Source organism: Alteromonas halophila (assembly GCF_014651815.1).
Lineage (GTDB): Bacteria > Pseudomonadota > Gammaproteobacteria > Enterobacterales > Alteromonadaceae > Alteromonas > Alteromonas halophila.
In genome coordinates this window covers 60,757-86,729 of the sequence record NZ_BMXP01000012.1, presented here as the reverse complement: position 1 = coordinate 86,729, position 25,973 = coordinate 60,757, and the positions used below count along the sequence as shown (strand labels likewise).

The 25,973-nt window shown below is 46.9% G+C and carries 24 protein-coding genes and 1 pseudogene; 12 read left to right on the top strand and 13 right to left on the bottom strand.

What is annotated here, in order from left to right; translation table 11 throughout:
• Positions 1 to 382: 382 nt before the first annotated feature.
• The gene (locus IE054_RS16545) at positions 383 to 1,285 is read left to right on the top strand and encodes an LAPAL motif-containing putative phage structural protein (RefSeq protein ID WP_189408256.1); all 903 of its coding nucleotides are present in this window, start codon (positions 383 to 385) and stop codon (positions 1,283 to 1,285) included.
• A gap of 207 nt (positions 1,286 to 1,492) precedes the next feature.
• Here IE054_RS16545 and IE054_RS16540 read toward each other — a convergent pair whose 3' ends face one another.
• From IE054_RS16540 to IE054_RS16515, 6 genes are all read right to left on the bottom strand, one after another.
• A complete protein-coding gene (locus tag IE054_RS16540; protein WP_189408254.1) occupies positions 1,493 to 2,119 on the bottom strand; it encodes a hypothetical protein in 627 nt (208 codons plus the stop codon).
• A gap of 382 nt (positions 2,120 to 2,501) precedes the next feature.
• Positions 2,502 to 3,101, bottom strand: a complete 600-nt coding sequence (locus IE054_RS16535; protein WP_004588581.1) for a methyltransferase family protein — start codon at positions 3,099 to 3,101, stop codon at positions 2,502 to 2,504.
• Positions 3,102 to 3,226: 125 nt separating this feature from the next.
• On the bottom strand, positions 3,227 to 6,337 hold the full coding sequence (locus tag IE054_RS16530; RefSeq protein WP_139758264.1) for an efflux RND transporter permease subunit: 3,111 nt from the start codon (positions 6,335 to 6,337) through the stop codon (positions 3,227 to 3,229).
• Between the two features lie 60 nt (positions 6,338 to 6,397).
• Entirely contained in the window at positions 6,398 to 7,333 is a 936-nt protein-coding gene (locus IE054_RS16525) for an efflux RND transporter periplasmic adaptor subunit (RefSeq protein WP_061093929.1), read from the bottom strand.
• Positions 7,333 to 8,667, bottom strand: coding sequence for a TolC family protein (locus IE054_RS16520; protein WP_029937684.1), 1,335 nt, complete (start codon positions 8,665 to 8,667; stop codon positions 7,333 to 7,335). The genes IE054_RS16525 and IE054_RS16520 overlap by 1 nt, the downstream gene beginning before the upstream one ends.
• A 454-nt stretch (positions 8,668 to 9,121) precedes the next feature.
• Positions 9,122 to 9,739 carry a cation efflux transmembrane domain-containing protein gene (locus IE054_RS16515; RefSeq protein ID WP_015065928.1) on the bottom strand — a complete coding sequence of 206 codons (618 nt, stop codon included), beginning with the start codon at positions 9,737 to 9,739 and terminating at the stop codon, positions 9,122 to 9,124.
• A 79-nt stretch (positions 9,740 to 9,818) separates the two neighbouring features.
• On the opposite strand from IE054_RS16515, the gene cadR reads away from it, so the two are divergent.
• From cadR to IE054_RS16500, 3 genes are all read left to right on the top strand, one after another.
• Complete coding sequence (gene cadR, locus IE054_RS16510) at positions 9,819 to 10,208, top strand: Cd(II)/Pb(II)-responsive transcriptional regulator (protein WP_015065929.1); 390 nt, start codon at positions 9,819 to 9,821, stop codon at positions 10,206 to 10,208.
• 128 nt (positions 10,209 to 10,336) lie between these two features.
• Positions 10,337 to 11,101 (top strand): helix-turn-helix transcriptional regulator, encoded by a 765-nt coding sequence (locus tag IE054_RS16505; protein ID WP_053911488.1) that lies wholly within the window; start codon positions 10,337 to 10,339, stop codon positions 11,099 to 11,101.
• A gap of 76 nt (positions 11,102 to 11,177) precedes the next feature.
• Positions 11,178 to 12,029, top strand: a complete 852-nt coding sequence (locus IE054_RS16500; protein WP_053911489.1) for a sterol desaturase family protein — start codon at positions 11,178 to 11,180, stop codon at positions 12,027 to 12,029.
• Positions 12,030 to 12,625: 596 nt separating this feature from the next.
• Here the strand turns inward: IE054_RS16500 and IE054_RS16495 are convergent.
• Positions 12,626 to 12,901 (bottom strand): transposase, encoded by a 276-nt coding sequence (locus IE054_RS16495; protein WP_189408251.1) that lies wholly within the window; start codon positions 12,899 to 12,901, stop codon positions 12,626 to 12,628.
• Between the two features lie 97 nt (positions 12,902 to 12,998).
• Here IE054_RS16495 and IE054_RS16490 point away from each other — a divergent pair, with 97 nt between their 5' ends.
• Entirely contained in the window at positions 12,999 to 13,313 is a 315-nt protein-coding gene (locus IE054_RS16490) for a helix-turn-helix domain-containing protein (protein WP_373293938.1), read from the top strand.
• Between the two features lie 141 nt (positions 13,314 to 13,454).
• Positions 13,455 to 13,568: pseudogene (locus tag IE054_RS16485) on the top strand (thioredoxin-dependent thiol peroxidase); the annotation flags it as partial.
• A 42-nt stretch (positions 13,569 to 13,610) separates the two neighbouring features.
• On the opposite strand, the gene IE054_RS16480 reads toward IE054_RS16485, so the two are convergent.
• The gene (locus IE054_RS16480; protein ID WP_189408250.1) at positions 13,611 to 13,766 is read right to left on the bottom strand and encodes a hypothetical protein; all 156 of its coding nucleotides are present in this window, start codon (positions 13,764 to 13,766) and stop codon (positions 13,611 to 13,613) included.
• Between the two features lie 176 nt (positions 13,767 to 13,942).
• Positions 13,943 to 14,836, bottom strand: a complete 894-nt coding sequence (locus tag IE054_RS16475; RefSeq protein WP_189408248.1) for a hypothetical protein — start codon at positions 14,834 to 14,836, stop codon at positions 13,943 to 13,945.
• 351 nt (positions 14,837 to 15,187) lie between these two features.
• On the opposite strand from IE054_RS16475, the gene IE054_RS16470 reads away from it, so the two are divergent.
• Positions 15,188 to 16,867, top strand: coding sequence for an ATP-binding protein (locus tag IE054_RS16470; RefSeq protein ID WP_189408246.1), 1,680 nt, complete (start codon positions 15,188 to 15,190; stop codon positions 16,865 to 16,867).
• Positions 16,868 to 16,919: 52 nt separating this feature from the next.
• On the opposite strand, the gene IE054_RS16465 is transcribed toward IE054_RS16470, so the two are convergent.
• Entirely contained in the window at positions 16,920 to 17,996 is a 1,077-nt protein-coding gene (locus IE054_RS16465) for an AI-2E family transporter (protein ID WP_189408245.1), read from the bottom strand.
• 233 nt (positions 17,997 to 18,229) lie between these two features.
• Here IE054_RS16465 and bepA point away from each other — a divergent pair, with 233 nt between their 5' ends.
• On the top strand, positions 18,230 to 19,690 hold the full coding sequence (gene bepA, locus IE054_RS16460) for a beta-barrel assembly-enhancing protease (RefSeq protein ID WP_373293940.1): 1,461 nt from the start codon (positions 18,230 to 18,232) through the stop codon (positions 19,688 to 19,690).
• Here the strand turns inward: bepA and IE054_RS16455 are convergent.
• The gene (locus IE054_RS16455; RefSeq protein ID WP_229805222.1) at positions 19,676 to 20,212 is read right to left on the bottom strand and encodes a TlpA family protein disulfide reductase; all 537 of its coding nucleotides are present in this window, start codon (positions 20,210 to 20,212) and stop codon (positions 19,676 to 19,678) included. The genes bepA and IE054_RS16455 overlap by 15 nt on opposite strands.
• Positions 20,213 to 20,423: 211 nt before the next feature.
• On the opposite strand from IE054_RS16455, the gene arsC reads away from it, so the two are divergent.
• The 4 genes from arsC to IE054_RS16435 are packed head-to-tail and all read left to right on the top strand — an operon-like array spanning position 20,424 to position 23,759.
• Entirely contained in the window at positions 20,424 to 20,777 is a 354-nt protein-coding gene (gene arsC / locus IE054_RS16450) for an arsenate reductase (glutaredoxin) (protein ID WP_189408242.1), read from the top strand.
• On the top strand, positions 20,777 to 21,370 hold the full coding sequence (wrbA, locus tag IE054_RS16445) for an NAD(P)H:quinone oxidoreductase (protein WP_189408240.1): 594 nt from the start codon (positions 20,777 to 20,779) through the stop codon (positions 21,368 to 21,370). The genes arsC and wrbA overlap by 1 nt, the downstream gene beginning before the upstream one ends.
• 13 nt (positions 21,371 to 21,383) lie before the next feature.
• Complete coding sequence (locus IE054_RS16440) at positions 21,384 to 21,800, top strand: DUF2069 domain-containing protein (RefSeq protein WP_189408238.1); 417 nt, start codon at positions 21,384 to 21,386, stop codon at positions 21,798 to 21,800.
• Between the two features lie 3 nt (positions 21,801 to 21,803).
• A complete protein-coding gene (locus IE054_RS16435) occupies positions 21,804 to 23,759 on the top strand; it encodes a hypothetical protein (RefSeq protein WP_189408236.1) in 1,956 nt (651 codons plus the stop codon).
• Positions 23,760 to 23,816: 57 nt separating this feature from the next.
• Here the strand turns inward: IE054_RS16435 and hda are convergent, their stop codons facing one another.
• Entirely contained in the window at positions 23,817 to 24,554 is a 738-nt protein-coding gene (gene hda, locus IE054_RS16430) for a DnaA regulatory inactivator Hda (protein ID WP_189408235.1), read from the bottom strand.
• 2 nt (positions 24,555 to 24,556) lie between these two features.
• Positions 24,557 to 25,816: a DUF2066 domain-containing protein gene (locus tag IE054_RS16425; protein ID WP_189408233.1), complete on the bottom strand. Its 1,260-nt coding sequence runs from the start codon at positions 25,814 to 25,816 to the stop codon at positions 24,557 to 24,559.
• Positions 25,817 to 25,973: the final 157 nt, after the last annotated feature.

Genomic DNA, 25,973 nt, shown 5'->3' with positions numbered 1-25,973 from the left:
TTATATTATTGGCTATTACAACCGACTGAGACCGCATTCATACAACGGTGGTTTAACGCCGAATGAATCGGAGAAGCGTTACTGGAATAGCTACAACGGTGTGGCCAAAATGACTTGACCACTACATTTGGTGACTTTGGAACAGGAGAAAGCAGATATGAAGAGCAATAGTAATATTATGAAAAACGTAAAAAGTGGAATCGTGGCGTTACTGGGGTGCCTGGAGGTAGATTCTATTTCGAGCGAGTCACAAGCCAAAAATACTACTGTTATCCGCCCGGGAGCGCGCCATGGGGGGTCGATTCCCCCGAACCCCACCACACTTAACAAGCCACTGCTCCCCGACACATACGGTGGAGCGTTAAGTTTATAAGGATGTATCGTGGAAGTTGTCAATCTTAGGGAATTTGAAGAAGAATTCGTTTTACACTTTGGTGGAGAGCGAAAAAAGATAAATGCTTATACGTTAGCATCATCTTTAGTATCTCTTGCTGACGCGATTAAAGAGGCTAATTCCATAATTAACCCCGGGTACGAGGTTGAAGTATTAGTCGAAGCTTTCGGTGAAGGTAGCTTTCGAGCGAAAGTTAAAACGGTATACAAAGGTTTAAAGAACTTATTCAACTCAAATAGGCTAGAAGCCATTGCTATTGGAATAATAACTTCTTTTATTTACCAACACACCTTAGCACCTGATACTGATGTAAAAATTATTATTGATGATTCACAAGTAATTATTCAACAAGGTGATAAGCAAATAATAGTGCCTAAAAGCGTATATGAAGCTCAAAAAGAAGTTGAGAAATCTGAGAAGTTTAGAAAGAGTGTATCTAAAACTTTTGAAGCTGTGGAAAAGGATAAGAACGTAACAAGTTTTGGTTTCACTAAAGACATTAATGACGAAGCGCCAGACATCTTAATCCCTAGAAGCGCCTTTCCTCTATTATCTAGACCAATCGAAATTGACGAGCCGCAAAGGGAGGTTCAAGAAGTAGCAGACCTCCAAATAAAAAGAGCAATTCTTGAGCGTACTAAACGCAAATGGGAATTTATTTGGCGCGGAATTAAAATCTCAGCACCAGTGCTTGATGATAACTTTTATAACGATTTTTTTGCTCATAAAATTACAGTAGCTCCAGGTGATTCACTCGAAGCTGTACTTAAAATTTATCAATCAAGAGATGAAGAGACAGGTATATACACAAACTCTAGATATGAAGTGATTGCAGTTCACAAGCACATTCCAAGAAATATGCAGTCAGAGCTTGACGCAGGCTACACTTAAGTTGTACTAACTCAGACCTGATCTGACAAACGCGCTGCAAAGTCTTGAGCTAGGCGGATGGCAGCAAAGAGCGAATAGCGGATGTTATGCGGAGTATTTAGCGACGGGCAGCTTCAGACAAATTGCAGACCTTCAACGCCCAACTTTGGGCACAAATACGTAGGCTATAATACGGAGCGAAGCGAAGGGAGCGTCAACAGTTTTTTGTTAGTTTTTGTCTAGCTCTAAACTATCAGGATCCAACGTAAAATATTCATTTACTTCATAATCTAGCATTGGGCGACCAAGAAATGTTTTGTTTCCCGATTCTTTGTTTGGCCAGTAAACTGAGTATGGGAGTACATTCATATGCTTATACACTTTAACGATTTGTGGAGCGCCGCCTATATGTGGGTATTTTTCATCACGAATCATTTCAATCAAAACTTCTAGTGGCTCCATATCTAGACCTGGGATGTTAGCAATACCTTTAGAATGTATAAGCTTTGTCATTTTTCGTCTCGCAACATCAGTATTATTGCCTATGAAGGCATAATATTTCGTACCATCGGCTCTTTTTTTATGATTAGACGCTTTACGAAAATGAAATTCATCTTTTTCTTGGTCGTAATATAGTGTCCAAATCTTAAAGCTATTAGTTTTCCAAGAATATCCAGCAAATAAAAACATCGCATCTGGTACTTCAAATGCATCGCTACCTTTTGGAAGATCATGAATATGCTCTCTCATTCCTTCGATAACTTTTAGGATGTGCCCTTTTAAATCTGTTATATCGATGGCGCGAGATGACGATTTTGTATGCATAGAGATAGAATTATTTATTTGCACCATCATTGGATATGCATATTGTGTGTTTCCAGCAAAACATAAAACAGAGTCCTGTCTTACAAGAGGAATTATTTTTGGACAACAATCCCAAGCCCTTCCCCATCGAAGTCTACTATCAGTTGCTATTACTAGCTGTAGTGGCTCGCGAACATAATCCCTCTGACTTGATTACATCGTACATTTTGGACTCACATTAAGTGAGAATATGACCGGTGCCTGACTCACTTTAATTGACAATGAACTCACGCTAATCGAGAACGGGCTTGCAAACATAATCAGTCGGCTCACTTTATTTAAGAATAACGACAGTTCATAAAAATGGACGTTAAAAGATACCGTTCGTTAGTTTATGCATATAAAGCAGCCTGCGCCATTACTTATTTAAGCGTCAAAACTTAAAGCGTGAAAGCTTAGGTATGTATCGGTTAGTGTCAGACTTATATTTTAGAAAATCATCGCCATGCACTTTCTTCAAATAAGGCTCTTCAATTTGTCGAACAATCACTTCAATGCAAATCCAACATACAAAAGCACATGCCCAAAGCAGCAAATGTGGGAACGTTATACACACCCCTGCCCAAAATAGAAAAATACCAAAGTAAATGGGGTTGCGAGACTTTGCGTAAATCCCGTGGGTAATAAGTGCAGTCGTTTCTTGCTGGTCAACGCCAATACGCCATGAATCTCCCATTTGAATTTGAGACAACAAAGTTACAGCAATTCCGCAGGCGCCAATCAAGGAGCCGAGAAGCTGAAATGGAATTGAAGGAACAAATAGTAGGGGCGCACGTCCTAAGTAACCAAAAAGAACTAGACCAAATGCAAAGCAAAACGTAACCACGAATATAGCCCCTGGTACAATTTCTATTAATGGTGCGTTTATAGATGCTGCTCTTATACCAAAATCACCATTTCTCTTATATTGAACAAAGCTTCTACCGAGGACGGCTAGCGCCAAAAAACTACTAATTAAAATAAGCGAAACCATATCTATCCTTATCGTACATGACGTTAAGAATATGATTGTAAAGTCTATACTTAATAAAGAGTCAATAGGTACCTAAAAATCGTTCAGGTAAAACTTGGGCATTTACGAATAAATGCCCAAGAACACTACTGATCCCCTTTACTATGCACGAGTCGATAGAGTACAGGCAGCACTACCAGTGTTAGCAAGGTTGACGATATTATCCCGCCGATGACCACCGTGGCCAAAGGCCGTTGCACCTCTGCACCTATGCCCGTATTGAGCGCCATGGGCACAAACCCTAAGCTTGCCACTAATGCCGTCATTAGCACTGGACGTAATCGAATCAGTGCTCCTTCAACAATGCTATTCACTAATTCTCCGGTTTCTAGCAAACGTTGCTTTATAAAGGACAGCATTACCAATCCGTTTAGCACGGCAATTCCCGATAATGCGATAAACCCTACCGATGCGGATATGGATAAAGGCATATCCCTTAACCAAAGAGACATTACACCGCCTGTTAATGCCAAAGGGATACCTGTGAAGATAATTAACGCATCGCGTATAGAGCCAAACGCAATCACCAGCATAGTCAATATCACAAACAACGTAACGGGTACCACAATAGTCAATCGTTGACTCGCACTCTCGAGCTGCTCAAAGGTTCCACCATAGTCGAGCCAATAACCAGCAGGTAAATCTACTTCATCATTGATTCTCGCCTGAGCTTCTTCAACAAAAGTGCCAATATCTCTGTCACGCACATTTGCTGTGACAACAATACTACGTTTGCCATTTTCCCGGCTTATTTGGCTAGGTACTTCTTTAAATGCCAGTGTGGCTAATTCGCTTATCGGTACATGCTCACCAGAGGGCGTGACGATGGGAACGCTCTCAAGCTGAGTGAGTTCATTTCGAATGTCGTCGCCATATCGCACGACAATCTCAAAGCGTCTGTCGCCTTCAAAAATCATTCCAGCGGTTTCTCCACCTGTCGCAGCATTGAGCCATAACTGCAAGTCGGCTATATCCAAACCAAAGCGTGCCAATTGATCAGGCTTTGGTGTGACGGTGAAGATTGGAATGCCTTCTACCTGCTCAAGCCTCGCGTCATCAGCTCCTTCAATCGTTGAAATAACGGTCAAAATGTCAGAAGCAGATGCAAAGAGCGTATCTAAGTCATCCCCAAATAGCTTTATCCCCAAATCTGCCCTTACGCCACTAATCAATTCGTTAAAACGCATTTGTATAGGTTGCGTAAATTCATAATTATTGCCGGGCAAAGTAAACAAGTCCTCTTCAAACGTTTCCACTAACTCAGCTTTTGTCATTGATGGATCGGGCCATTGCTCCCGAGGCTTTAAAATAACAAACGTATCAGTAATGTTTGGTGGCATAGGGTCGGTGGCGACCTCACCCGTACCCGTGCGACCGAATACCGTCTGTACTTGCTCATACTGCATAAGTTTCGCTTCAAGAGTTTTTTGCATTTCAACTGCTTGTTCTACCCCTGTCCCAGGGATCCGTATTGCCTGTACTAAGATATCACCTTCATTGAGCTGGGGAATAAACTCGGAGCCTAATTTACTGCCCATCCATAAACTGCCGACAACCAAAGCACTCGCTGCTACTACCACTAGCCATCTAAAACGCAGCGCTCCGGTTAAAACAGGACGATAGACTGCCTTTGCACCTTTAATAATTGGGCTTTCTTTTTCGCTAATTTTACCTCTCATGAAAATTGCTATCGCCGCAGGCACTACGGTAAAACAAAATACCATTGCGGCAAGCAAAGCCATTATCACGGTCGCTGCCATGGGGTGGAACATTTTACCTTCGACGCCAGTGAGCGTGAACAAGGGGATATAAACAATGGTAATGATCAATACACCAAACAAACTGGGACGTATGACTTCATTAGTGGCTTCATATACAACATTCAGTCTTTCTTTGAGCGGTAGAGTTGCGCCGTTTTGCTTCTGGGATTCGGATAATCGCCTGATACAGTTTTCAACAATGATAACTGCGCCATCGACAATCAAGCCAAAATCCAGTGCGCCTAAACTCATTAAGTTAGCAGACACATCGGTTTTGACCATACCCGATATCGTGGCAAGCATTGCCAGGGGTATTACAGCGGCTGTAATAAGTGCAGCTCGCACATTCCCAAGCAAAACGAATAGCACAACGATGACAAGTAAAGCGCCCTCGACGAGGTTTTTCTGTACTGTGTCGATGGTTTTGTCAACGAGGCTTGTTCTATCGTAAACCGCTTCAAGGATAACGCCCTCGGGTAAGCTTGTTTTAATGGTTTCGAGCTTACTGTCCACAGCTTTGGCGACCGTACGAGAGTTTTCTCCCACTAACATCATTGTCGTGCCAATCACTGTTTCTTGGCCATTTAACGTGCCGGCTCCAGAGCGCAGCTCTTTACCGAGGTTGATTTGGGCGATGTCTTGAATTTTTACCGGTACGCCATCAATGATCTTAACAACCACTTGGCCGATATCGTCGATGCCCTTCAGTTGGGCTTCCGATCTGATCAGTACTTGTTGCCCATTTTGTTCTACAAAACCAGCGCCTTGATTCGCATTGTTGCGTTCTAGCGCACTGAGAAGGTCACCTGTACTTATCCCAAAGTTTATCATTGCGACTGGATTAGGATTCACATGATATTGCTTTTCAAATCCGCCTACCGCATAAACCTCGGTCACCCCCTCAACAAGCGACAATTGGGGCTTAACTACCCAATCATGGATCTCCCTTAATGCCATAGCATCATAGGGTTGACCGTTGTCCTGTCGCGCCTGAGGCTCAGCACTTAACGAGTACATGTAAATTTCACCCAAGCCTGTGGCGATAGGGCCCATTTCAGGGGTTAACCCTGTTGGCAATTGCGCCGCGATGGCGGTGAGACGCTCGTTGACGAGATTTCGTGCGAAATATAAATCGGTGCCCTCTTTAAACACGACTGTGACTTGCGACAAGCCATAGCGTGATATCGAGCGGGTATACGATAAATTAGGCAAACCGGCCAGCGAGGTTTCAACTATAAACGTTATGCGTTGCTCAGTCTCCAAAGGCGAGTAACCTGGGGTTGCGGTATTTATCTGCACTTGCACGTTGGTGATATCAGGCACAGCATCAATCGGCAGTTGTTTGTAACTGTACATACCAAAAAAGGCGACAAACAAGGCGAACAACATCATGACACCACGGCGCTCAATCGACAGACGGAGTATTCGTGCAATCATGCTCTCACCTCACCGTTTTTATGGACTTGGCTTTGCTTTTGACAATAAATGCGCAGGTAATTAGTCATCATCGCCCGCCTCCATTTTTAATAAATCAGCTTTTAGTAGATAGCTATTTTCTACAACGACTTGCTGGCCTATTTGAACGCCCTTCACAATCTCTACTAAACGGTTGTCCGTGTTCCCAAGTTTTACTTGGCGGGGGTAAAATCGTTCCCCTTCTTTGACAAAAACAATGGTTTGCCCATCTAACTCTTGTATTGAACTTTTGGGGAGTGCCAGATTGACTTCTTGGAAACCAATCTGAATATAACCCTCTACCATAGCGCCTAAAGGCCAATAACCACTGCCATTATCAACGTTCACAAACGCGATAGAATAGGGTTTGTCATCCGGTGAGGACGTAATGTGGCTTATACTTGATTGTTGCTGCAATTCCTCAAGCCTTAAAGTGACTTCCATATCAGCGGCAATATGAGTACGTTGTTTGGGGAAAATAGCCAATTGAGCAATTGCGCGAGAGTAATTAGCAACAGAAAGCAGCACTTGACCGTTGGTGAGCTCACCATCATTGGCGTGTCTAGCTATGATTTTTCCAGACATCGGTGAGGTGATTGAGTATTGATTTAAACTCTCGTTTGACTCAATGATTGCCAGCGTGTCACCTTTTTCTACTTTATCTCCAATATTCACCATGATACGTTTTACAACACCGTCGAAGCGGGCACGAATATGACTCAGTGACGCAGGATCATGAACTATCCGCCCAAACGTTCTGGTTGTGAGCGATAATGATCCTGACGCGGCTGAAGCAGTCACGATATCGTGTTTAAGCATCCGTTCTTGAGATAATACTACGTACTCGGGTCTTTCTTCGGCTTCCTCATCGTCATCATCAGCCAGGGCGACAGTAGCAAACAATAAAGTAAGTAGCATGGCTAACACGCCAAGCAAGTAACGTGCGCTAGTGAGTAATGTAAATTGTGATGTATTCATTATTTTTTCTCTAGTAATTCTGATGATTGAGCAGACGTCGAGGGAGAGTCAGAAAACACGGGAATTCCCGTAAGTGCCTCTAGATCTGCGCTTCGAAGGTGGACTAAGCCTGCGGCTTTTATCAGTGTTCGTTGCATATCTATGAGTTGCTGTTGCGTTGTCACCCACTCTATATAGTTGTAGCGACCACTTTCATAGCCATCCCGCGCCAATTTCAATGCAGATTCCAATGTGGGAACGACATTGTCTTGAAGGGTCGTAACAGTGAGCAAGGCTTGGTCTTTTGCGCTAATGACTTGATTTAATTGGCGAGTGAGTTCACGAATTTTCGCTTGTTTTTGATAGTCGATACTGTCAAGCAATGCGCGCTGTTGTTCGTATTCTCCTAGATTCCGCTGCTTGGTATTTAACGGCACCGAAATACTGGCGACTAACGCTGTGTCATTAATTCCCTGCATTCTTCGGATACCGGCTTCCCACGCAATGTCGAACTGCTGACTGGCCTGAACCACTCTCAATCTGGCCTCTTGTACCCGATAGTTATCAGCATAAAGCAGAACGTGTGGATTGCTTTGAAGCTGTGAAAGCATATGTTCAAGTGATAGTGAATTTGGAAACGATAACAGTGTCCCTTCAACTTCCGCAAACGCAGCGTTAGTGTCACCCCACATGATGGCCAGGTCGCGTTTATACTCATTGAGTTTTTGTTCACTTATCAATAACGACAAACGCGCCTGCGACAACGCTGACTCTGCACGTTTTTTCTCAAGTGGTGAAGAAGCCCCCGCTTCAACCCGTGTAGAGACTGTCTGAAGCATTGTGCGAGCCAGCATTTCAGCTCGTTGCTCAGTCTTGTGCAACGCTTGTTGGACAATGACATTGATATATCGTCGAGTTGTTTCACCCAAGATGTCCAGCGTACGAATGCGCCGTTGTGTAAGCAGTTGTGCTTTTTTTGAACTCACCACATTCATTCGGCCGCTGACTTTATCTCCAAGCTCGATGACCGACGATAAGGTCAGTGTCAATTCGGCATCTTTGATACCAGACACTTCGCCTGTTCCCAACACATTTTCAACTTCAACCCCAACAGACATTTCAGGTCGTAAGCTGGCCATTTTTGATTCACCATCCAAAGCCGAAGATTTAAATTCGAACACAACTAAATCTGGGTTGTTTGATAATGTGCGTTTGAGCGCATTTTCAAGCGTGATTGAAGACTTTTGCGCATTGGCAGATTGAACAGATATGCTCATGGTTACCAGTGCAGCAGATATCAATTTCAGATACGCTGAGCTAGCTTTTTTTATGCCCAATGGGCGTGAAGAACTCATAAAAGAACCTTTTGTTCATAAGATAACGACATACATGGAAAGCACCCATGCAAACATATAGGAGGGAATGGATTAATGTTGAGGTGGGCGCAAAAGGCCTTCGACTAGGCCGTCAGTGACGTTGCGGGAATAACTGTATTGATTGGTATATAACGGTTTAGATACGTCATTTATTGGGTGTTGTGCCAGAAACTTAATCTGTCCACATTGACACAGCACACAATGGAGACACTTAGACTCTTCACTCGACGTATTATCACCAGCATTTACATTTTTTTCGGGAACATCATAAGTGCCTATCGACTTTGATTGTTCAGGGACTGACGATACCTCCGCAGGGTAGTCATCGCATTGAGCGGCGAACGAAAAGCCCGATTGACACATGAGCAAAGTAATAAGTAGCCATGCCAACCTACGCAGTTTTGATGTGCAATTAAAAATTGGCATTTTCTTATCAACTTTGCGCATTAAGCGCTCGCTGTCTTTCATTTCCAGCATCTTCGAGGATCATTTTTGCCCCGCGCAACACAACGCACGAAACTATCACACCGATAACCAGATCAGGCCATCGAGAATCGAGCCAAAACACCAAAACGCCAGCAAAGATAACACCTAAGTTGGCAATCACATCGTTGGCTGAAAATATCCAGCTTGCCCGCATATGCACTTCTTCATTTCTTTGTTTGCGTATGATCACAAGACAAATGACATTAGCAACCAGTGCAACTGCCCCCATAGCCATCATTAGTCCCGATACAGGTTCGCTACCGTAAATTGACCGTCTTACAATATCAATGATAATCAACACACCCAGTGCCATCTGAAAAAAGCCGCTAATTCTAGCCGCATTGGCTTTGTGCAATAGCGATTTACCAATAGCATAAAGGGCAACACCATAGACAACTGCGTCGGCGAGCATATCAAGTGAATCGGCTATTAATGCGGTTGAATCAGCAAGCAACCCGATCCCCATTTCTATAACAAACATTGTCGCGTTTATTCCCAAAAGCCAATACAAAACCTGTCGTTGAGACTGGTCTTTTATTTCAACTTCGCACCCACATCCGCTCATTAGAAACACACTCTTTACTGATGAATAGTATGAGTATAAAGTCTATACTTGGTATAGAGTCAACGGTTAGGAGAAAAAAATGAAAATTGGTGATGTCGCAAAGACGACAGGTTGTAGTATTCAGACCATTCGTTTTTATGAAAAGAAGGGGCTCTTGCCTGAGCTTAAGCGCTCAAGTGGAAATTATCGTGTCTACGACAAGGGGACTATTGAACAACTCCTGTTTATCAAACAGTGTCGTTCATTAGATATGTCTATCATGGAAGTAAAAACGCTAATGGACAGTCGTTCGAGGCCAGATCAGAGCTGTTCAAATATCAATACGTTAATAGCTAAGCATTTATCAGACGTCATTATTCGCATTGAAGAGCTAAACGCATTAAAGTCATCACTCGAAAATATGGCGTCATCGTGTGACCAAGACAAAACCATTAGGGACTGTGGTATTTTAAATTATTTACACACTTAAAATTGTAAGAAGAACACAATTTCACTGTGCGCGCTCACCTTAACTTGTATCTATCGGCTAACATTCGTCATTTGTGTAGATTTATAAGGCAAAAATCAATAGCCTGAACTTTTGATACTGAGTCAGCCATGCATATTCATTTGTGGCCCTACAAAGCGATTTACATCGGAATCAGTCCTGATAATGATGTTCATGCACATCATGCTGTCCAAATTTGCATTGGTTTAGACAAAGACATCTCGGTTCAAGATTACAAGGCACAAAGTATTCACACCGGACAATGTATTGTGATTTTCGAAGATGTCCCTCACAAGGTTTTGGCACAGGACAATCAGATTGTAGTCATCTATTTAGAGCCTGAAGATAGGCAAAACCAACAATTTCTCAAAGCCTTACGTCAAGCCAGGAGTGATGGAATTAATACTCTGCCGCTTACTAGCAAAGAATTGGGATCCATTTCTCAGCATCTATTTACTGACGTCGATATCGACAAAGTGTGGAAAACAGTAAATAAAGCGGTAGGGCTAGTCTATAGTCCTGCGCTTTCATCGCGCCCTGAGGATAAACGGGTACGAGCGGTCATCGACATTATTGCTTCGCAGAGAGGTTGTGCAATCGATATGGCGTTTTTATCATCGAAGGTTTTCTTGTCCCCAAGTCGTCTAACACATCTTTTTAAGCAAGAAGTGGGTATACCTATTAGTCGTTTTATTGTCTGGTGGCGTGTGCGCGCCGCAATAGAACAACTGAGTAAGTCAGCAACATTGACTGAGGCTGCCCATGCTTCGGGTTTTTCTGACTTACCTCATATGAGTAAAACGTTTAAACAGCTGTTTGGATTTGCACCTTCCTCGTTATTCAAACCGCACACCATTAAAATTCACAGTAATTAGCCGTTTGATACAAGCCGAATTAAGTTTGACTAGGGAATAATATACGCATCAATAAAAACGCGAATAAGTAAATCCTATGAGAACGTTGGTCCAATGGATGTTCAGCCCATTATTTTTTTTAAGCTTTATCTTTGCTGCATCCAGTATCTCCCAAAACACAGGATCTGCAGCTTGGCTTATACCCCTGCTTTTATTCGCCATCGTCGTATCTTTTGCAGCTGAGAAATGGTTACCATATGAAAAAGCATGGAATACACCGCAGGGAGATTTCGGGCGAGATATAGTGCATGCCATTGTCAATGAAGGCTCTTTGGCTCTCACGGTCGCGTTTATCCCAATAATGACCGCGATAGTGCCCCACTTCAGTATTTGGCCACACCATTGGCCACTACTAGTACAACTTGGCTTTGCCATCATCGTCGCTGACTTTGGGATAACGATGGCACATTATTTTAGTCATAAATACAAAGTGCTTTGGCGCTTACACGCGGTTCATCATAGCGTTGAACGAATGTACGGGTTCAATGGATTGTTAAAGCATCCCCTTCACCAAGCGATTGAACTAAGTGCAGGTACACTCCCATTACTTTTGATAGGTATGCCCTTAGAAATAGGCGCATTGTTAGGGTTTAGTGCTGCCATACAGTTGCTGTTGCAACACTCTAACGTTGATATGCGGCTTGGCCCGCTAAAATATGTTTGGGCTGTTGCTCCAGGTCACCGACATCATCACGTAAAAGACGGTACCAAAGGTGACGTTAATTTTGGGTTGTTTACACATTTATGGGATCACCTCCTTGGTACATTCGTCACCAATTCTAATGAACGACCCTCACCACGTAATGGGGAGCTAGGAATTGGTAGTCAACCAAATTACCCCAAGAATTACATCGCACAGCTTATTCAGCCTTTTATGAGAAAGGTATAAACACTTCACGGAAGTTGAAAATGTTCTTTAGAAACGAGCGAGATAACAGCATCTTTAAAGTCTTTAAAGAATTAGCACGATTGTTAAGAACAACCATGGGGAGAGGTCGCGTGCATTCCTCAATTTTTTCGTATTTTAAGTAATAAATCATCAAATGAGCACCATTGCCCAGAGCATTCATTAGAACTATCAATAAAAGATATCACGAGTACTTCAAATAGTGTTACTCGACTATAGTTGTCCTTCAATTGAACTCTCACAATCATTACTTCGCTAAATGTTCGAATATACCCTCGTTTATTCATACTTTCCAACCATGGCGACTGGCTTCCCTCTTATAAATAATTATTAGTACGAAAAACCCATTGCTATAATCAAGGTTCATTAAACAACAAAGTTAATGGATAGCACGAACTATTTATGATTTTCGGGTATCAACGTGTCAGCACCAAAGACCAAGGATTCGTTTTAGCTCTTACACAACAACTTTTGTTTGGAACAACGTACCACATTACATGTAGGTTGCTAAGGTAAAACTTAACTTTATCTTACCCCGCAAATAGATTCAATATTTCAATATCTTATGGCTTTTTGCACTATTTTTTTTCGACAATTCTTACAGAAGAGAGTATGCATAGGGCTCGAACTAATACCTCCTTATCATCCAAGGCTTTATTGAGATTTTCTTCCAGTTTTCGCTGAATATACTTTTCCTTAGATTGTGTCTCAAGTGCTTTCGCATGCTTTACCCAACCATACAGTGTACTAGTAGGAATACTAAATTCATTAGCTACTGTAGAAATATTTCTATTTGATTCAACAACTTGCTCTACAGCTTTATTTTTAATATCGCTTGGATGTTTTTTGCTCACAAAAGCACCTCAGCCCTAAACTTAGTATTCCTAAGTATACAATACTTATTTAAACTTAGAGAATCTAAGTATTCGTGGAAAAAAGTATGAAGACCACTTGCAAGCTGTGTTCAATCCAATTCCTTCTCGACTTAAAAACGCGAGAGTCTCAAAAGGAATTTCTCAAAAAGAACTCGGTAAACGGATTGGTTTGGACGAAAGTTCAGCCAGTAGCCGAATGAATCACTATGAGAAAGGTAGACACGCACCTGACATCCAGATTTTAAAGAGAATTTCTGTAGAGCTAGGTGTTCCTCTCGCTTATTTTTTCTGTGATTCTGAGCTATCAGCAGAGTTGAGTTGTTTAATAGAGAATCTAACTGAACAAGAAAAATATAACCTATTAGAGACGCTAAAAAAGCGTAAAGCTTAGTTTAGCATAACGTTTCCTACCTCGACCTGCTTGTTGAAATACCGTTCTTGTGTGTGCAGAATTTCAATGCACACTCCACAAACCACCCTCCAGCACTCACTTTTCTCACGAAATGTGCCAATGTTTTGGGGTATAAAACAGCATCGCACCAGCTTTCTGATTGATGAAAGTGGCAAGGTAGCGCATGTGTTCGATAAGTTTAAAACCAAAGAGCACCACGACGTGGTGCTGGCGTACCTGAAAGACAATGCCTAGGGAATTTCCCTAAACCAACCCCGCAATCTGCGGGGTTTTTCTTTATGCTGATGGGCAGTGTGCACCGCTCTCTGCCCAGGCTTTAAACAAAGCACCAAACTGCTTTTGTGTACCCGGCACTGCCTCGCGACCCTCGCCCGGTTGCCAGCCCACCAGTGTGTCGTTAGCCATATGGTCAATTAATTCTTCCATGTCCATATGACTGCGCTTTTCATCTCTGCCGGACGCGTTAACCGCACCGGTGATCTGTGCTTACCTCAGCGCAGACTTCACAAGGTCTGTGTGCTGAACTGTCCGGCGGCGGACATGACTGACCTGTGAAAACAGAGCCAAACTGTTTACGTTGACGGTTTCGTTTGATGATGGCGGACAGTTCAGTGACGTTCGTTTGTCGTCGTGACAAGGCGGCTGAGCAGTCTCTCAAAGGAAGCATGGGTAGCTTCAGGGAGATAAGCCAGGTGAACATCAAGAAAAGCCGGGTTGCGATACAGTGACTCGATGGCCTGATTAAATGTATTAATTGCGCGTCGGCCAGTTGCAGTGTCGGCGCACAGAATATGACCAGAGATATGGTCGCTAACCGTGGCCAGCTTGTATTCTCTGACCGCGTCCGATGGCGAGCGTTGCGCCACATGCTGATGCGTGAATGGGAACATCAGTGCAAAACCCACATTACGCTTTAAAAATAAGTCCTGATATGACTCAAAGTAGCGATCCGCTTGCAACCGCACAATCTGCCGGGGATCAATTTCCGCGATCTCTTCGTCAAGCTCGCTCCCGAAGGAAAAATGACTGGGCAGCATAATTGCGGTGTCAGGAAAGCGGGCAATAACCTGTCGCAGACTGCGCACTTTGTTATTGGCATCGAGAAGATCGCGGACTAGCGGTGGCAATACTGCAAGCTGGTACAGGCGCACCGACTCAAAGAAATTCAATGGCAATGAAATGGCATACTCACGATTACGCTTTGAATTGCGGACTTTATTAACGACACAGGCAGGCTCGCCGCTGTCCATCATCTTCAGTGCACGTGGCAGCGAAGTATATGTCAACTGGCCTGTATACTGAAGTTCTTCAAGCATCAAGATGACCGTGTCTACCGCCGTCGATACTGATTGGTCACGTTCAGTCTCCAAACTGCTTATCAGAAGTTTATTGTCAGTATAAATGGTCACATCATCCAGTGACTGACCTGTCAGGCCGGGTGAGACAAGCACCAACGACCCGACGATATATAAACTAAAGCTATGCAGAATCTGGCGCAGCATGACGCATATCCTTAAACAAAACGTGTGCAGTGCTAGAAAGTGAAGGCGATCAATCATTGAGTTTATACATATACTGACTGCTTTTGCTACTCATGACGCCAGATAGCCGTAGAAAATCCCGACAATCCGTTGAGCCCGCATGCTGTTGAGTCATTGAACCGCCATAGACATGTTATGCGCCGTTATACCTGTCTGTACACAATGCAAGCGATTGTTTTGTTGCGCCAATTTCAGTGTATTGTGTCACGGTTACCTGTGTGTCTCTTTATTTGACGCAAGTGATATTTTCTTGGACTTTAGCGGCAGTTCGTCACATTCTTAATAAAAAGAAAAGCAGCGAGAGCTGATCACGTGTCACAGAGCAACACTGCACTTATCGAACAGCGGCTGAGAAACGCAGGGTTTTACATTCTTGCCGGATTTTCGATCGTTATTACAGGGGTAATTTTGTTTGCCAGGCCACCTAGTCTGGTAATCGCATTATCGTTTCCGGCAGCGTGGCTGTTGATGGCACTGGCTGCCCTGTACTGGCCGAAATACAGTCTGGCCATTGCAAAGGTGTGGGCGCTGCAGTCAGCTATTGTCGCGCCACTGTTAGTACTCGAAAATGGAATATTGCCAGCGACACTGATCCCTCTTGCTACCCTTTTCCCGGTGATGCTGTTGAAGGGGTACTGGCGTATTATCGCGTTACTATGGCTGGCGAGTTGCTCACTGCTTGTACCGCTTTCGGCCCATAGCTTTGACATGGCAATATGGGCAAGGCTTACTGTTACCAATTTTACCGTCGCACTGATGGTCTACTTGTTAGTTCATCAACTGGAGCACGCCCTGATCAGCACTCTGGATAAAAGCCAGGCACTGAACGATGCACTCAAGGCTGAAACAGAGGCGAAACAGACGCAGTCGCGGTTTCTGGCCACCATGTCCCATGAGATACGCACCCCCATGAATGGCATTATTGGCATGCTTGATTTGGTTCTTCAGCAGCCCCTGACGGAAGCGCAACGACCCAAACTACAGCATGCGTTCACCTGCAGTAGGTCACTAAATACGTTGCTAAATGATATTCTTGACTTTTCTAAACTGGCAGCCGGTAAACTCGTTCTTGAATCTATTCCACTCAAGCCTGCCGAACTCATCGAAAGTGTAGCCGCCACCTTTCAGAGCAGCGCCGAAAACAAAGGGCTAACGCTAGAGACGCACTGTGAAGATATGATCCCAAACTGGCTGAGCGGGGATCCTACGCGCCTTTCTCAGGTACTGAACAACCTTGTCAGCAATGCTATTCAGTACACGGAAAGCGGAACGGTTTCGATTAGTGTCTCGTTACGTTCCGAATCCGCAACTGATGCGTGCATTAAGTTTGCAGTCAGCGATACCGGGATAGGCATAGCACCCTACCGGCAAGAAGCAATTTTCGAGGCGTTTACCCAGGCCAGAGTATCAGATACGCGGCGACATGGAGGCAGCGGACTAGGACTGCAAATTGCGGCATCACTGGTCGGTAACATGAACGGGCAGTTGTCGGTTAATTCACGCGAAGGTATGGGTAGTACTTTTCACTTCACGCTGCGCATGCCGATTGTCGCTGCACCGCCTGATGAACAACCAGAAGCCAGCGTACAGGCCTTGCTCCAGGGAAAAGTTCTGCTAGTGGATGACAACGAGATCAATCGTCTGATCGCAAAGGAAGTGCTGACATCAATGGGCTTACAGATACAGCTAGCTGAAGATGGTCGGCAAGCGGTTGAATATGCCAGGCAACAACCGTTCAACGCTATACTGATGGATTTACATATGCCGGTAATGGATGGCTACACGGCGACCCGGGAGATCCGGTCTTTTGATTCCCGGATACCGATTATTGCGCTAACGGCCGCAGTACTCGAAGATGAAGTGAAGCAGTCTATTGCAGCAGGCATGAACTACCACCTGCCAAAACCCTTAGATAAAGAAAAACTCTTTTACGTGCTTCACCACTACTGTGCCCCGACACCTGTTCGGAACAAACACACAGACCCCCTCTGATGCTGTCAGCCACTGATGTTCATCAATGGCCGACAACAGAGCGCAGCACAAATCAGTCTGCTATCTGCTCTGGTACGGGATCCGGATTACCTGACCAGGCCGTGATAACCGCTTTAACCAGCGTAGCCAGCGGGATAGCAAAAAATACCCCCCAGAATCCCCACAAACCACCAAATACCAGTACCGCAATGATGATATATAACGGGTGAAGGCTAACGGCTTCAGAAAACAGTAATGGCACCAGGAGATTCCCATCAAGCGCCTGAATAATCCCGTAAGCCAGAATCAGATACCAGAATTGCGGAGATATCCCCCACTGGAACATCGCCACCACCGCCACAGGGATGGTCACAACAGCCGCGCCAATATATGGGATCAGTACCGACAGTCCAACCAGCACACCAAGCAGCATGGCGTAACGCAAATCCATCAACACAAAAGTTATGCACGAAACGGCACCCACAATTATGATTTCGATAACTTTACCGCGAATATAATTGGCAATCTGCGAATTCATCTCGTGGCCGACCTGAGAGATCAGCCTGCGCTCTTTCGGCAGCACACGCGAAATGTTCTCCAGAAAGAACAACTTATCCTTGAGCATAAAGAACACCATCAACGGCACCAGGATCACGTAGACCAGCAGCGCCGCAAAATTCGCAATATTGCCTAATGATACTGAAATCAGTGTCTCACCAAACTCAACCAGGCGTTCGTTCAGCCCTTCCATCATCTGATGGATTTGGTATACCTGTACGTAGTTGGGGTATTTGTCAGGTAATGTCAGGATCCAGTCCTGCGCTTTTTGCCAGATAAGCGGCGTTTCCTGAATAAGGTTGATACTTTGCTTGGATATTACCGGTATCAGGCCAATCAGGGTAAGCACTACCAGCGTAATAAACGCCACCATAACAATGGAACAGGCCAGTCCGCGTCCAACGCCAGCCCGGGTTAGTTTATTTACCGGCCAGTCGAGCAGGTAGGCAACAACGGCAGCGACCAGAACGGGCATGATCAGTTGGCCCCACAACAGCAGAACGGCGGTGGTCAGGAGAATAAGAATCAGCAGCATGGCTGCATCAGGGTCAGAAAACTTGCGTCGGTACCATTGACCAAACACGCTGAACATAGCGTCTATCCTGTGAAGGCGATGAAAAATCGGATATGCATCATAGGTAAAACCGCGAACTACCGCAACAATCAGCAACGATTACCGTACACCTGCAGAGTTAAACGGTAGCAATAGCGCCCCTGCTGCGGCACAATGCAAAAAATTTGGGATAAAAGTGGAAACTCTCATGATGCTTTTTCACTCTAATGCCGTAATGCAGTAAGCCAGGTGGTAAAGTCAGAGGAATGGTTATCAGGTTGAAACACGGTGTCAGTGCACTCTTATTTTTATGTGCTGCCAGCCTGTCAGTGGTTGCGCAGGACAGCGTGATTAAAAATAAAAATGCACTGCCTGAAATTGGAGTAGTCGCGTCAGATGCAATGCCACTGGATAAAGAAATCCTGGTTGGTGATGCTGTGATGCGTCAGATGCGGGGCCAGACACCGATTGTCCGGGATCCCGTGCTGGACGAGTACTTACAGGATCTTGGAAATCGTCTGGTCGCCCATGCTGAAGGTGCAAAATTTCCGTTCAGCTTTTTCTGGGTAAATAACGACGCCATCAACGCCTTTGCTTTTTTTGGCGGCCATATTGGTGTTCACACCGGGTTAATCCGGCGGGCCGAAAATGAAAGCGAACTGGCTTCGGTACTGGCGCACGAAATCTCACATGTTACGCAGCGGCACATAGCGCGTAGTATGCAGGCCCAGCAGCGCTCGACACCGCTGGCTATCGCATCCATGATAGGCGGTTTACTGGTTGCCATTGCGAATCCACAGGCTGGCATGGCCGCCATGCAGGCCGGTCAGGCTGCATCAGCTCAGATGCAAATTGATTATACGCGCTCTAACGAGCAGGAAGCGGACCGTATAGGTATAGCGATGCTGGCTCGTGCAGGCTATGATCCCTATGCGGCTGCGACGTTCTTTTCGACAATGGCAGAAGAATATCGCATGTATTCGCGCCCGCCAGCACGATTGCTTACCCACCCCCTAACCGAAAGCCGGGTGGCGGATGCGCGTTCCCGGGCCGCGGATTACCCTAAACGCTATACACCACCCAGCCTGGCATTTCATCTGGCCAAGGCCCGGATCAAAGCACGCTACGCGTTTGATGCAGGGTATGCACTGGAGCACTTTACTGCACAGATAGAGTCAGGTGACTACACCATTAAGCGCGGTGCCCAGTACGGACTGGCGCTGGCGCATATGCGTAACGAAAACTATGATAAAGCCGCTGAAATCATCTTTGGCTCCCTGCTAAAAGACGATCCGGATAATCTGTTTTACCTTGACGCAGCGACCGATATTTCTATTGCCCTGGACAAACCTGCTGAAGCCATCGAACGGCTTGCGCCGCACCTGCAAAACACACCACGTAATGTGGTGCTGGCATTGAATCAGGCCAATGCAATGATTGCAGCAGAGCGATTCGACGAGGCAGTAGCGATTCTCAAGGACTTCTTGCTGGTGAATGATGAATATCAGATTGCTTACGAAATGCTGGCAGACGCCTACCGTGAGTCCAACCAGTTTCTGGATATGCACCAGAACAAAGCTGAGGTCTATGCGTTATATGGTGCCTATTCACGGGCGGTAGATGAGCTACAGTTCGCATACACTTTTGCCGGAGACAATCATCTGACCAAACAGCGCATCCGCGCCCGTATAAAGCAGTTTCGCGACCAGCAAGAGCGCTTAAAGCGACTGTGATTGCAATTTGCCCAGCGCGTCTCTTATTCCAGCTTCGGTGACCTCGCCCATCATGGTTTTACGTATGTCACCGTCTGGTCCAACGATGTAGGTCGCTGGCAGGTATGAAGGACGCGGAACCGGTAGCGGAGTATTTTTTTCAGCCACGATCATAGCGACCTCAATGTTGTAGTCACTGGCCATTTTACGCAGAGCCTCACGCCCTTTTAAATCGTAATTCAGCGTAAACACCCGGCTGTTTTCCGGCATATCCGCTGCTAAAGCATTCAGTTCAGGCATCTCCCGCAGACAGGGAGCACACCATTCCGCAAAATAGTTAACCACAAGCCACTGCCCTTTAAACTCTTCCCAGCGGTATGATTCACCGGAAAGGGTTTCAAAATCCGGCTGAGTTTGCTGGTAGGTCAGCACGCCAACTACCATGGCAGCTACGGCTAACATCGAGGCCAGTACAGGTTTTATCCATCCCCGCTGCCTGCTGACTGGCGATACGCAACGCCCACTTACGTTGTCAGGCTGCACATTCTACTCCTTCCTGATAAACTTCAACATCGCACAGGTATGGGCCTGCGGCGGTGAGACGCATGATGTGCAACCGGATTAAGCCAATCGCACACTTTTCGCTTTTCGTCAGACACCGTCGGCACACTCTCCTGAATCAGGCACTCTTAACCTGATGCGACATAGGGTGTATTAATTTTTTCGAATCAAATAACAGCAAAGGTAAACGTAAATGTCCAGTGTAACGCTACTTCACAATCCCCGTTGTTCTAAAAGCCGTGAAACGTTAAAGCTGCTCGAAGAGCATGGCATCGCGTTTGAGACCAGAGAATACCTGAAATCTCCGTTGGACGAGAGTGAATTACGCGAGTTGTTCCGCATGCTTAACCTCGATTCTGTTGATAAAATGATGCGTACCAAGGAAAAAGAATACAAAGAAGCTGGCCTGCATGAAGACGGCGTAAGCGATGATGCCCGCTTCAGTGCAATGGCCACAACGCCTAAACTTATGGAAAGACCTGTCGTCATTCATAAGGGGAAAGCTGCGATTGGCCGACCACCGCAACAGGTTCTGGATATTCTTTAATGCTGCCCGTTTTAATTTTGTATTACAGTCGCCACGGGTCAACCAAAAAACTCGCCCAGGCCATTGCCACCGGTGTGGAAAGCACCGGCACAGAAGCGTGTTTGCGAACCGTACCGGCGCTGACACAGGAAGGACAGGCCAACCCCGGGCAAGATAGTCATGGTGCACCGTTCATTACTCAACATGACATCAATCACTGCAGTGCACTGGCACTGGGCAGCCCCACACGGTTTGGTAACATGGCGGCACCGCTCAAGCACTTTCTGGACTCAACCAGTGACACCTGGTTAAAAGGCGCACTCATCAATAAGCCTGCCTGTGTCTTTACCTCCACATCCAGCATGCATGGTGGTCAGGAGTCGACCTTGCTAACCATGATGTTGCCGTTGCTGCATCATGGCATGGTATGTTGTGGCCTGCCCTACTCCGAGCCTTCTTTGCATTCTACCCGTACCGGCGGTACACCCTATGGGGTGTCACATGTCGCCAGCGATGGCAGGAACCAGCTTAGCGATGAAGAGCGTCAGTTGTGTGTAGCCCAGGGAAAACGCCTGGCATTGCTGGCCAAAGCACTTTGCAACCCTACGTCTTAACATGGAGAAAACAATGAGCAGTGACACTAGCTTTTACCGCTTCCTGGCCCTTGGCAGTCATATTGCCCTGCTGGTTTGGGTCATTGTCTGGCATTTTTTTCTGACAGCGCAGTCTGACTATTCATCTCTGTTTATTTTCGTTATGTATGTGCTGCCATTATTATTACCTTTACCGGGCATTGTCAGGGGTAAGCCTTACACGCATGCGTGGGCTAATTTCGTCATCTTACTGTATATCATTCATGGGATCACTGTAGCTTACGCCGTGCCTGTTGAACGCGGGTTTGCACTTGTCGAGCTGGTACTCGCAAGTCTGATGTTTTGTGGCTGCAGTGTGTACGCCCGTAAGCGTGGCCGGGAACTTGGCACCGGACTTAAGAAGCTGAAGACCGTCATGCAGGAAGAACGGGAGAGATTCGAAAAGAGGTGATGTATGAACAAATGGTTAAGCGCAGTACCCGTCGCTTTGTTACTGACTGCCTGTGGAGGCGGCGGCAGCGATAATGCCGATCAGGACAATGTCAGTATTCCCCCTGATGAGGATCCCACCGAACTGGTTGTATTCGGTGACATGTCTGCTGTCGTCGGACAGTCGGTTGAGTTTGCTGTGGCAACCGACACCGGCTCAGCGCTTGACCAAATTCGCTGGCAGAGTGACAGCGAGGCCATTCGTTTTTTAGCCGGCCACACGCAGGTTATCGGCTTTGATGCTCCGGCAGCCGGGGACTACCCGATAACCGTCACCGCAACCACCCATACAGGTGAGCAGCTTGAGCGTGATATCATCCTTACCGTAACAGAGGGGCCAGCCCCTGCAGTAAACGTGCGCCTTGGCCGTGAAGCCACCGAACTGGGACGCGTCTCACTGCGCGCGTTTACGTCTGCCCCGGACGGCAGCGACGTTACCGATATCTCCTGGACACAGGTTGAGGGACCAACGGTCACTAACCGCGTGGATGATGAAACACCGCCCCGAAATAATGTTTATTTTCAGGCGCCCAATGTTGATCGCGACCAGCTGGTGGTATTTCGTGCCACCGTCACATTCACCGATGGCTCAACGGCCAGCGATGATGCGCTGGTAATGGTGAATAATGCGCCCTACACGACTGAGGGCGCCTCCGCCGCCAGTGATTTAAACAGTGACGGCATCCCGGAAACCGTGACCACGCGTATGCTGGTTGCAAACTCAGACAGTCCGTATGCCGATGTGCTTCAGGATTGTGTGTATTCCAATACCCGGATTGAGAGTTGCCAGTTTGGTAACCTGCCGCTGCTTGGCACCCAGACCGAAACACCCGATATTGACGATGTGCTTGATCGTACACTGGTATCCCACCCGTGGATAGCAGACACGTTTCGTGAGTACCTGGAAACCAGCCCGGCAGGTGACGATATTATCAGGTTGTTGCGCGCCAATACCGCTGTGGTCATAGCGCATGACGTGAGACCCTCTTATTACACTGCCATGACTGCAACCATCTATCTGGATGCCGCCTACTTCTGGCGCACTCCCCAACAGCGCGATACGCTGGATAATGCGCCTGACTACCGCGCTGACTTTGGCAATGCGCTGCAATTCGAGAGCACCTACCGGTATGTCAGAGATGGCGCATATTACTTCCCCCGCCCTACACCATCGGTATATGACCGTCAGTCCAGAAGTCTGGATGATGTGGGCGCTGGCCTGACCCGTGTGCTCTATCACGAACTGGCGCATGCCAATGACTACTTTGACCACACCACCTGGGCGGGGCTCTCTGACAGCGCATCGCCTTTATCCACCTTCAACGCCAGAAACGGCGAAATCAACTCAGGGGTACTCACCGATCGCGACCCGTTAACATCGGTCCAGCTTCATCAGCTGGCGGATGTGCGTTACCGGGGTGAATCAGCCAACAGCGATGAACGTACCTATACGGCGGAGATGGTTGGCAACTGGTTCGAACAGGACTCTGCCGTGGATTATTATTCCTACTCCACTGAACGCGAGGATTTCGCCATGCTGTTCGAGCGCTTTATGATGCTGCACAGGCTTGGCGCCTCAGCAGACGAAGGCACCTTTACTGTTGATACCATTGAGTCTGGTGAATTTCTAATCAGCTATGGGCACAGGAACCGTATTGCGCGCCCTGATGTGGCGTCGCGGGCAGACTTTGTCGTTGGCAGTGTGTTACCGGCGCTGAATGTTGATGCTGCGCTGGCACAATTTCCGGAAGCTCAGCTATTGCCGGTTGGTGCGCCCTGGTTCGATACGGTGACTTTGCCAAGCGATGAAAATCCTGACACTCCCCGCATCAGACTGTCAGAGCAGCAAAAGCAGGATATGCTCGATACGGTAAACCGTGAAAAATCGACGCACCTGCATCGCGGTGCAGCGCGTCAGTAACATACATCTCTCCGGCACCGGTTTCGGTGTCGGGTACCTCGGCGTACTGCAACGTACTCAGGCAATATCAAGCTCGCGTTTTACCATGCCTACCGAGAGTTTTTTCTGCTCCTGCAGGGAACGTGTATCGAGTCGGTCCAGCAACGCCATAAGACTTGGCAGGTCACGGTCACTGTGATTAAGCAAAAACTGCACGGCCTGTTCGGAAAATTTAAGGCCTCGCTGCGCCGCACGCAGTCGAATCACCGCTTTTCGCTGCTCGTCATCAAGGCCCAGCACCTGGTAGGTAACCCCCCAAGCCAGTCGCGAGGTTAAATCTGGCAGCTGAAAAGAAGGATGCCCATGACCGATGGTGCTGGTACACACCACCATAGATGCGCGGTGCTCACTAATGCGATTCAGCAGATCAAACAGTGCCAGTTCCCATTGCGGCATGCCCGCAATCGCCTGCAGGTTGTCCAGACAGATGACCGGCAGCGATTCAAGCCCTTCGAAGACACTGTCTACCCATTCGGACGCCGAATGCATATTCAGATACACGTGCCCCACAGATCGTGCCGATAATTCGTGGCAGAGCGCATACAGCAAATGACTTTTACCCCGTCCCTCATTGCCCACCAGCGTGATCACCGGCAGTTGCAAACGCCTCAGCGACGTTAGTGCAGTAGCGCTCTTCCATGCTGGCATCGCCTGCGCGATCTCCTGTAACAGTGTTACAAGCTCAGCATTGTTTCCGCTGACAAAACTGTCAAAAGTTTCATCCGTGGGCAACGACACGGGAAGCGGCAGTTGCATCGCTATTCGTTCCAGTAAAAGTTATACCCCTGCAGAGGCTGCCCGAATGCGTCGGCGACCGGCTGCAGCCGGGATTCAAGGGAAATAGTATTGCGCAGGTCTTGTCCGGTACCAATTAGTTGAAGCGTAAACGTTGCGACCGAGCCATTCTGCTGTGACAGGCTGACGTACTCAACCACACTCAGGCTGGACAGGTAGCCGGTTGCATGGGCATATTTTTCCAGCGAGTCGAGATTGGCAACCGATATTTCAATCCGCTGACTTTGCTCCGAAGACATCGACGGCACAATCGCAAACTGAGAGGCCAGATAGGTCGCATAGGTGTTCATCAGTTTTTCCATCAGCATTTCCGGGTTGTCGCCAAACAGTGAGCCGGCTACTGGTCCTTGGTTACTGACAAAGATCCAGTCAAGTGCATATTCACCGGCCGCTGCCCGTTCTTTCAGGCTCGTAAATTCTTCGCTGGTAAACGGCAACGAAGACGCAGGCGTCTGCTGACTGTCTTTGTCCGACGGGTCTGGTGAGTTCCCGTCACCGGCTTGCCCGTCCTGATCTTCAGTCTGCTCGACATCCTGCAAAGACGGCAGTGCCGGCATCTTCGACACCGTGTTGCGGTACAGCCGCGCACCAATAATATTGTCAGTGCCGTAGCGCTCGGATGCATTACGCAGAGCATCGGCAAATCGACCCCAGACATCGTAAATACTGATGGTCTGATTATCCTGCAAGTCCATCAATGGAAGACTAACGGGTACACCGCGGCGCTGCGCAGTATCAAACAGGGTATCAACCCATTCCCGAGGCTGTGCATCATCCAGGATGTACCGCTTACCGCTATCTTCCTTTACCGCCAGCCACAACAGTGTTTGCGGCCGACGGTTTCCCCAGACCGGCAGCGCAGCGTTGCGCAGTAAGGAAGACAGCGCCTGCTCGTCAAACGTTGCAACATAGATTAGTCCCTGATCCTTGTCTTCAAATCGGTAGGAACGAAGATACGCCTGGGAGCGACGAAGCGCTGCTGTAACATCGCTGCTTTCAAGCACCGACGGATTGCCCGACATTTTAACCAGCACCTGCGCCAGCGCCTCACGCCTGGCTGATTGTTGTACTGACTGGCTTTGATTTTCCACCGTCACTCTGCCTACCGTGGTATCAACCATTTTCGCTGCGCCTGCGACCTCGCTGAGACTAGCCAGTGCCATCAGCACAAGCCACAGTGCCCCCGTTCTGATACCTGCACGTTTACCTGTTGACCACTTCAAAACGACCTGTTACTCCCTTCTGGTTTGCGATCCGTATGCGGATACTCACGCCACTAAGCGATCGCCATTGTGTGCTATTTGCGAATATTTTTCATCTGTTAATCCTGATCTCTGTGAATTGTTCAGCCTCATTCTCATCAGGCCCCCTGCTCAGGGC

Excerpts from the sequence above, each read along its gene's own strand:
- wrbA (WP_189408240.1), top strand. The coding sequence starts at position 20,777 with ATGCTGCCCGTTTTAATTTTGTATTACAGTCGCCACGGGTCAACCAAA.
- arsC (WP_189408242.1), top strand. The coding sequence starts at position 20,424 with ATGTCCAGTGTAACGCTACTTCACAATCCCCGTTGTTCTAAAAGCCGT.
- IE054_RS16530 (WP_139758264.1), bottom strand. The coding sequence starts at position 6,337 with ATGATTGCACGAATACTCCGTCTGTCGATTGAGCGCCGTGGTGTCATG.
- IE054_RS16500 (WP_053911489.1), top strand. The coding sequence starts at position 11,178 with ATGAGAACGTTGGTCCAATGGATGTTCAGCCCATTATTTTTTTTAAGC.
- IE054_RS16515 (WP_015065928.1), bottom strand. The coding sequence starts at position 9,739 with ATGAGCGGATGTGGGTGCGAAGTTGAAATAAAAGACCAGTCTCAACGA.
- IE054_RS16435 (WP_189408236.1), top strand. The coding sequence starts at position 21,804 with ATGAACAAATGGTTAAGCGCAGTACCCGTCGCTTTGTTACTGACTGCC.
- IE054_RS16440 (WP_189408238.1), top strand. The coding sequence starts at position 21,384 with ATGAGCAGTGACACTAGCTTTTACCGCTTCCTGGCCCTTGGCAGTCAT.
- hda (WP_189408235.1), bottom strand. The coding sequence starts at position 24,554 with ATGCAACTGCCGCTTCCCGTGTCGTTGCCCACGGATGAAACTTTTGAC.
- IE054_RS16505 (WP_053911488.1), top strand. The coding sequence starts at position 10,337 with ATGCATATTCATTTGTGGCCCTACAAAGCGATTTACATCGGAATCAGT.
- IE054_RS16525 (WP_061093929.1), bottom strand. The coding sequence starts at position 7,333 with ATGAATACATCACAATTTACATTACTCACTAGCGCACGTTACTTGCTT.
- cadR (WP_015065929.1), top strand. The coding sequence starts at position 9,819 with ATGAAAATTGGTGATGTCGCAAAGACGACAGGTTGTAGTATTCAGACC.
- IE054_RS16480 (WP_189408250.1), bottom strand. The coding sequence starts at position 13,766 with ATGGACATGGAAGAATTAATTGACCATATGGCTAACGACACACTGGTG.
- IE054_RS16465 (WP_189408245.1), bottom strand. The coding sequence starts at position 17,996 with ATGTTCAGCGTGTTTGGTCAATGGTACCGACGCAAGTTTTCTGACCCT.
- IE054_RS16535 (WP_004588581.1), bottom strand. The coding sequence starts at position 3,101 with ATGGTTTCGCTTATTTTAATTAGTAGTTTTTTGGCGCTAGCCGTCCTC.
- IE054_RS16520 (WP_029937684.1), bottom strand. The coding sequence starts at position 8,667 with ATGAGTTCTTCACGCCCATTGGGCATAAAAAAAGCTAGCTCAGCGTAT.
- IE054_RS16540 (WP_189408254.1), bottom strand. The coding sequence starts at position 2,119 with ATGATGGTGCAAATAAATAATTCTATCTCTATGCATACAAAATCGTCA.
- IE054_RS16475 (WP_189408248.1), bottom strand. The coding sequence starts at position 14,836 with ATGCTGCGCCAGATTCTGCATAGCTTTAGTTTATATATCGTCGGGTCG.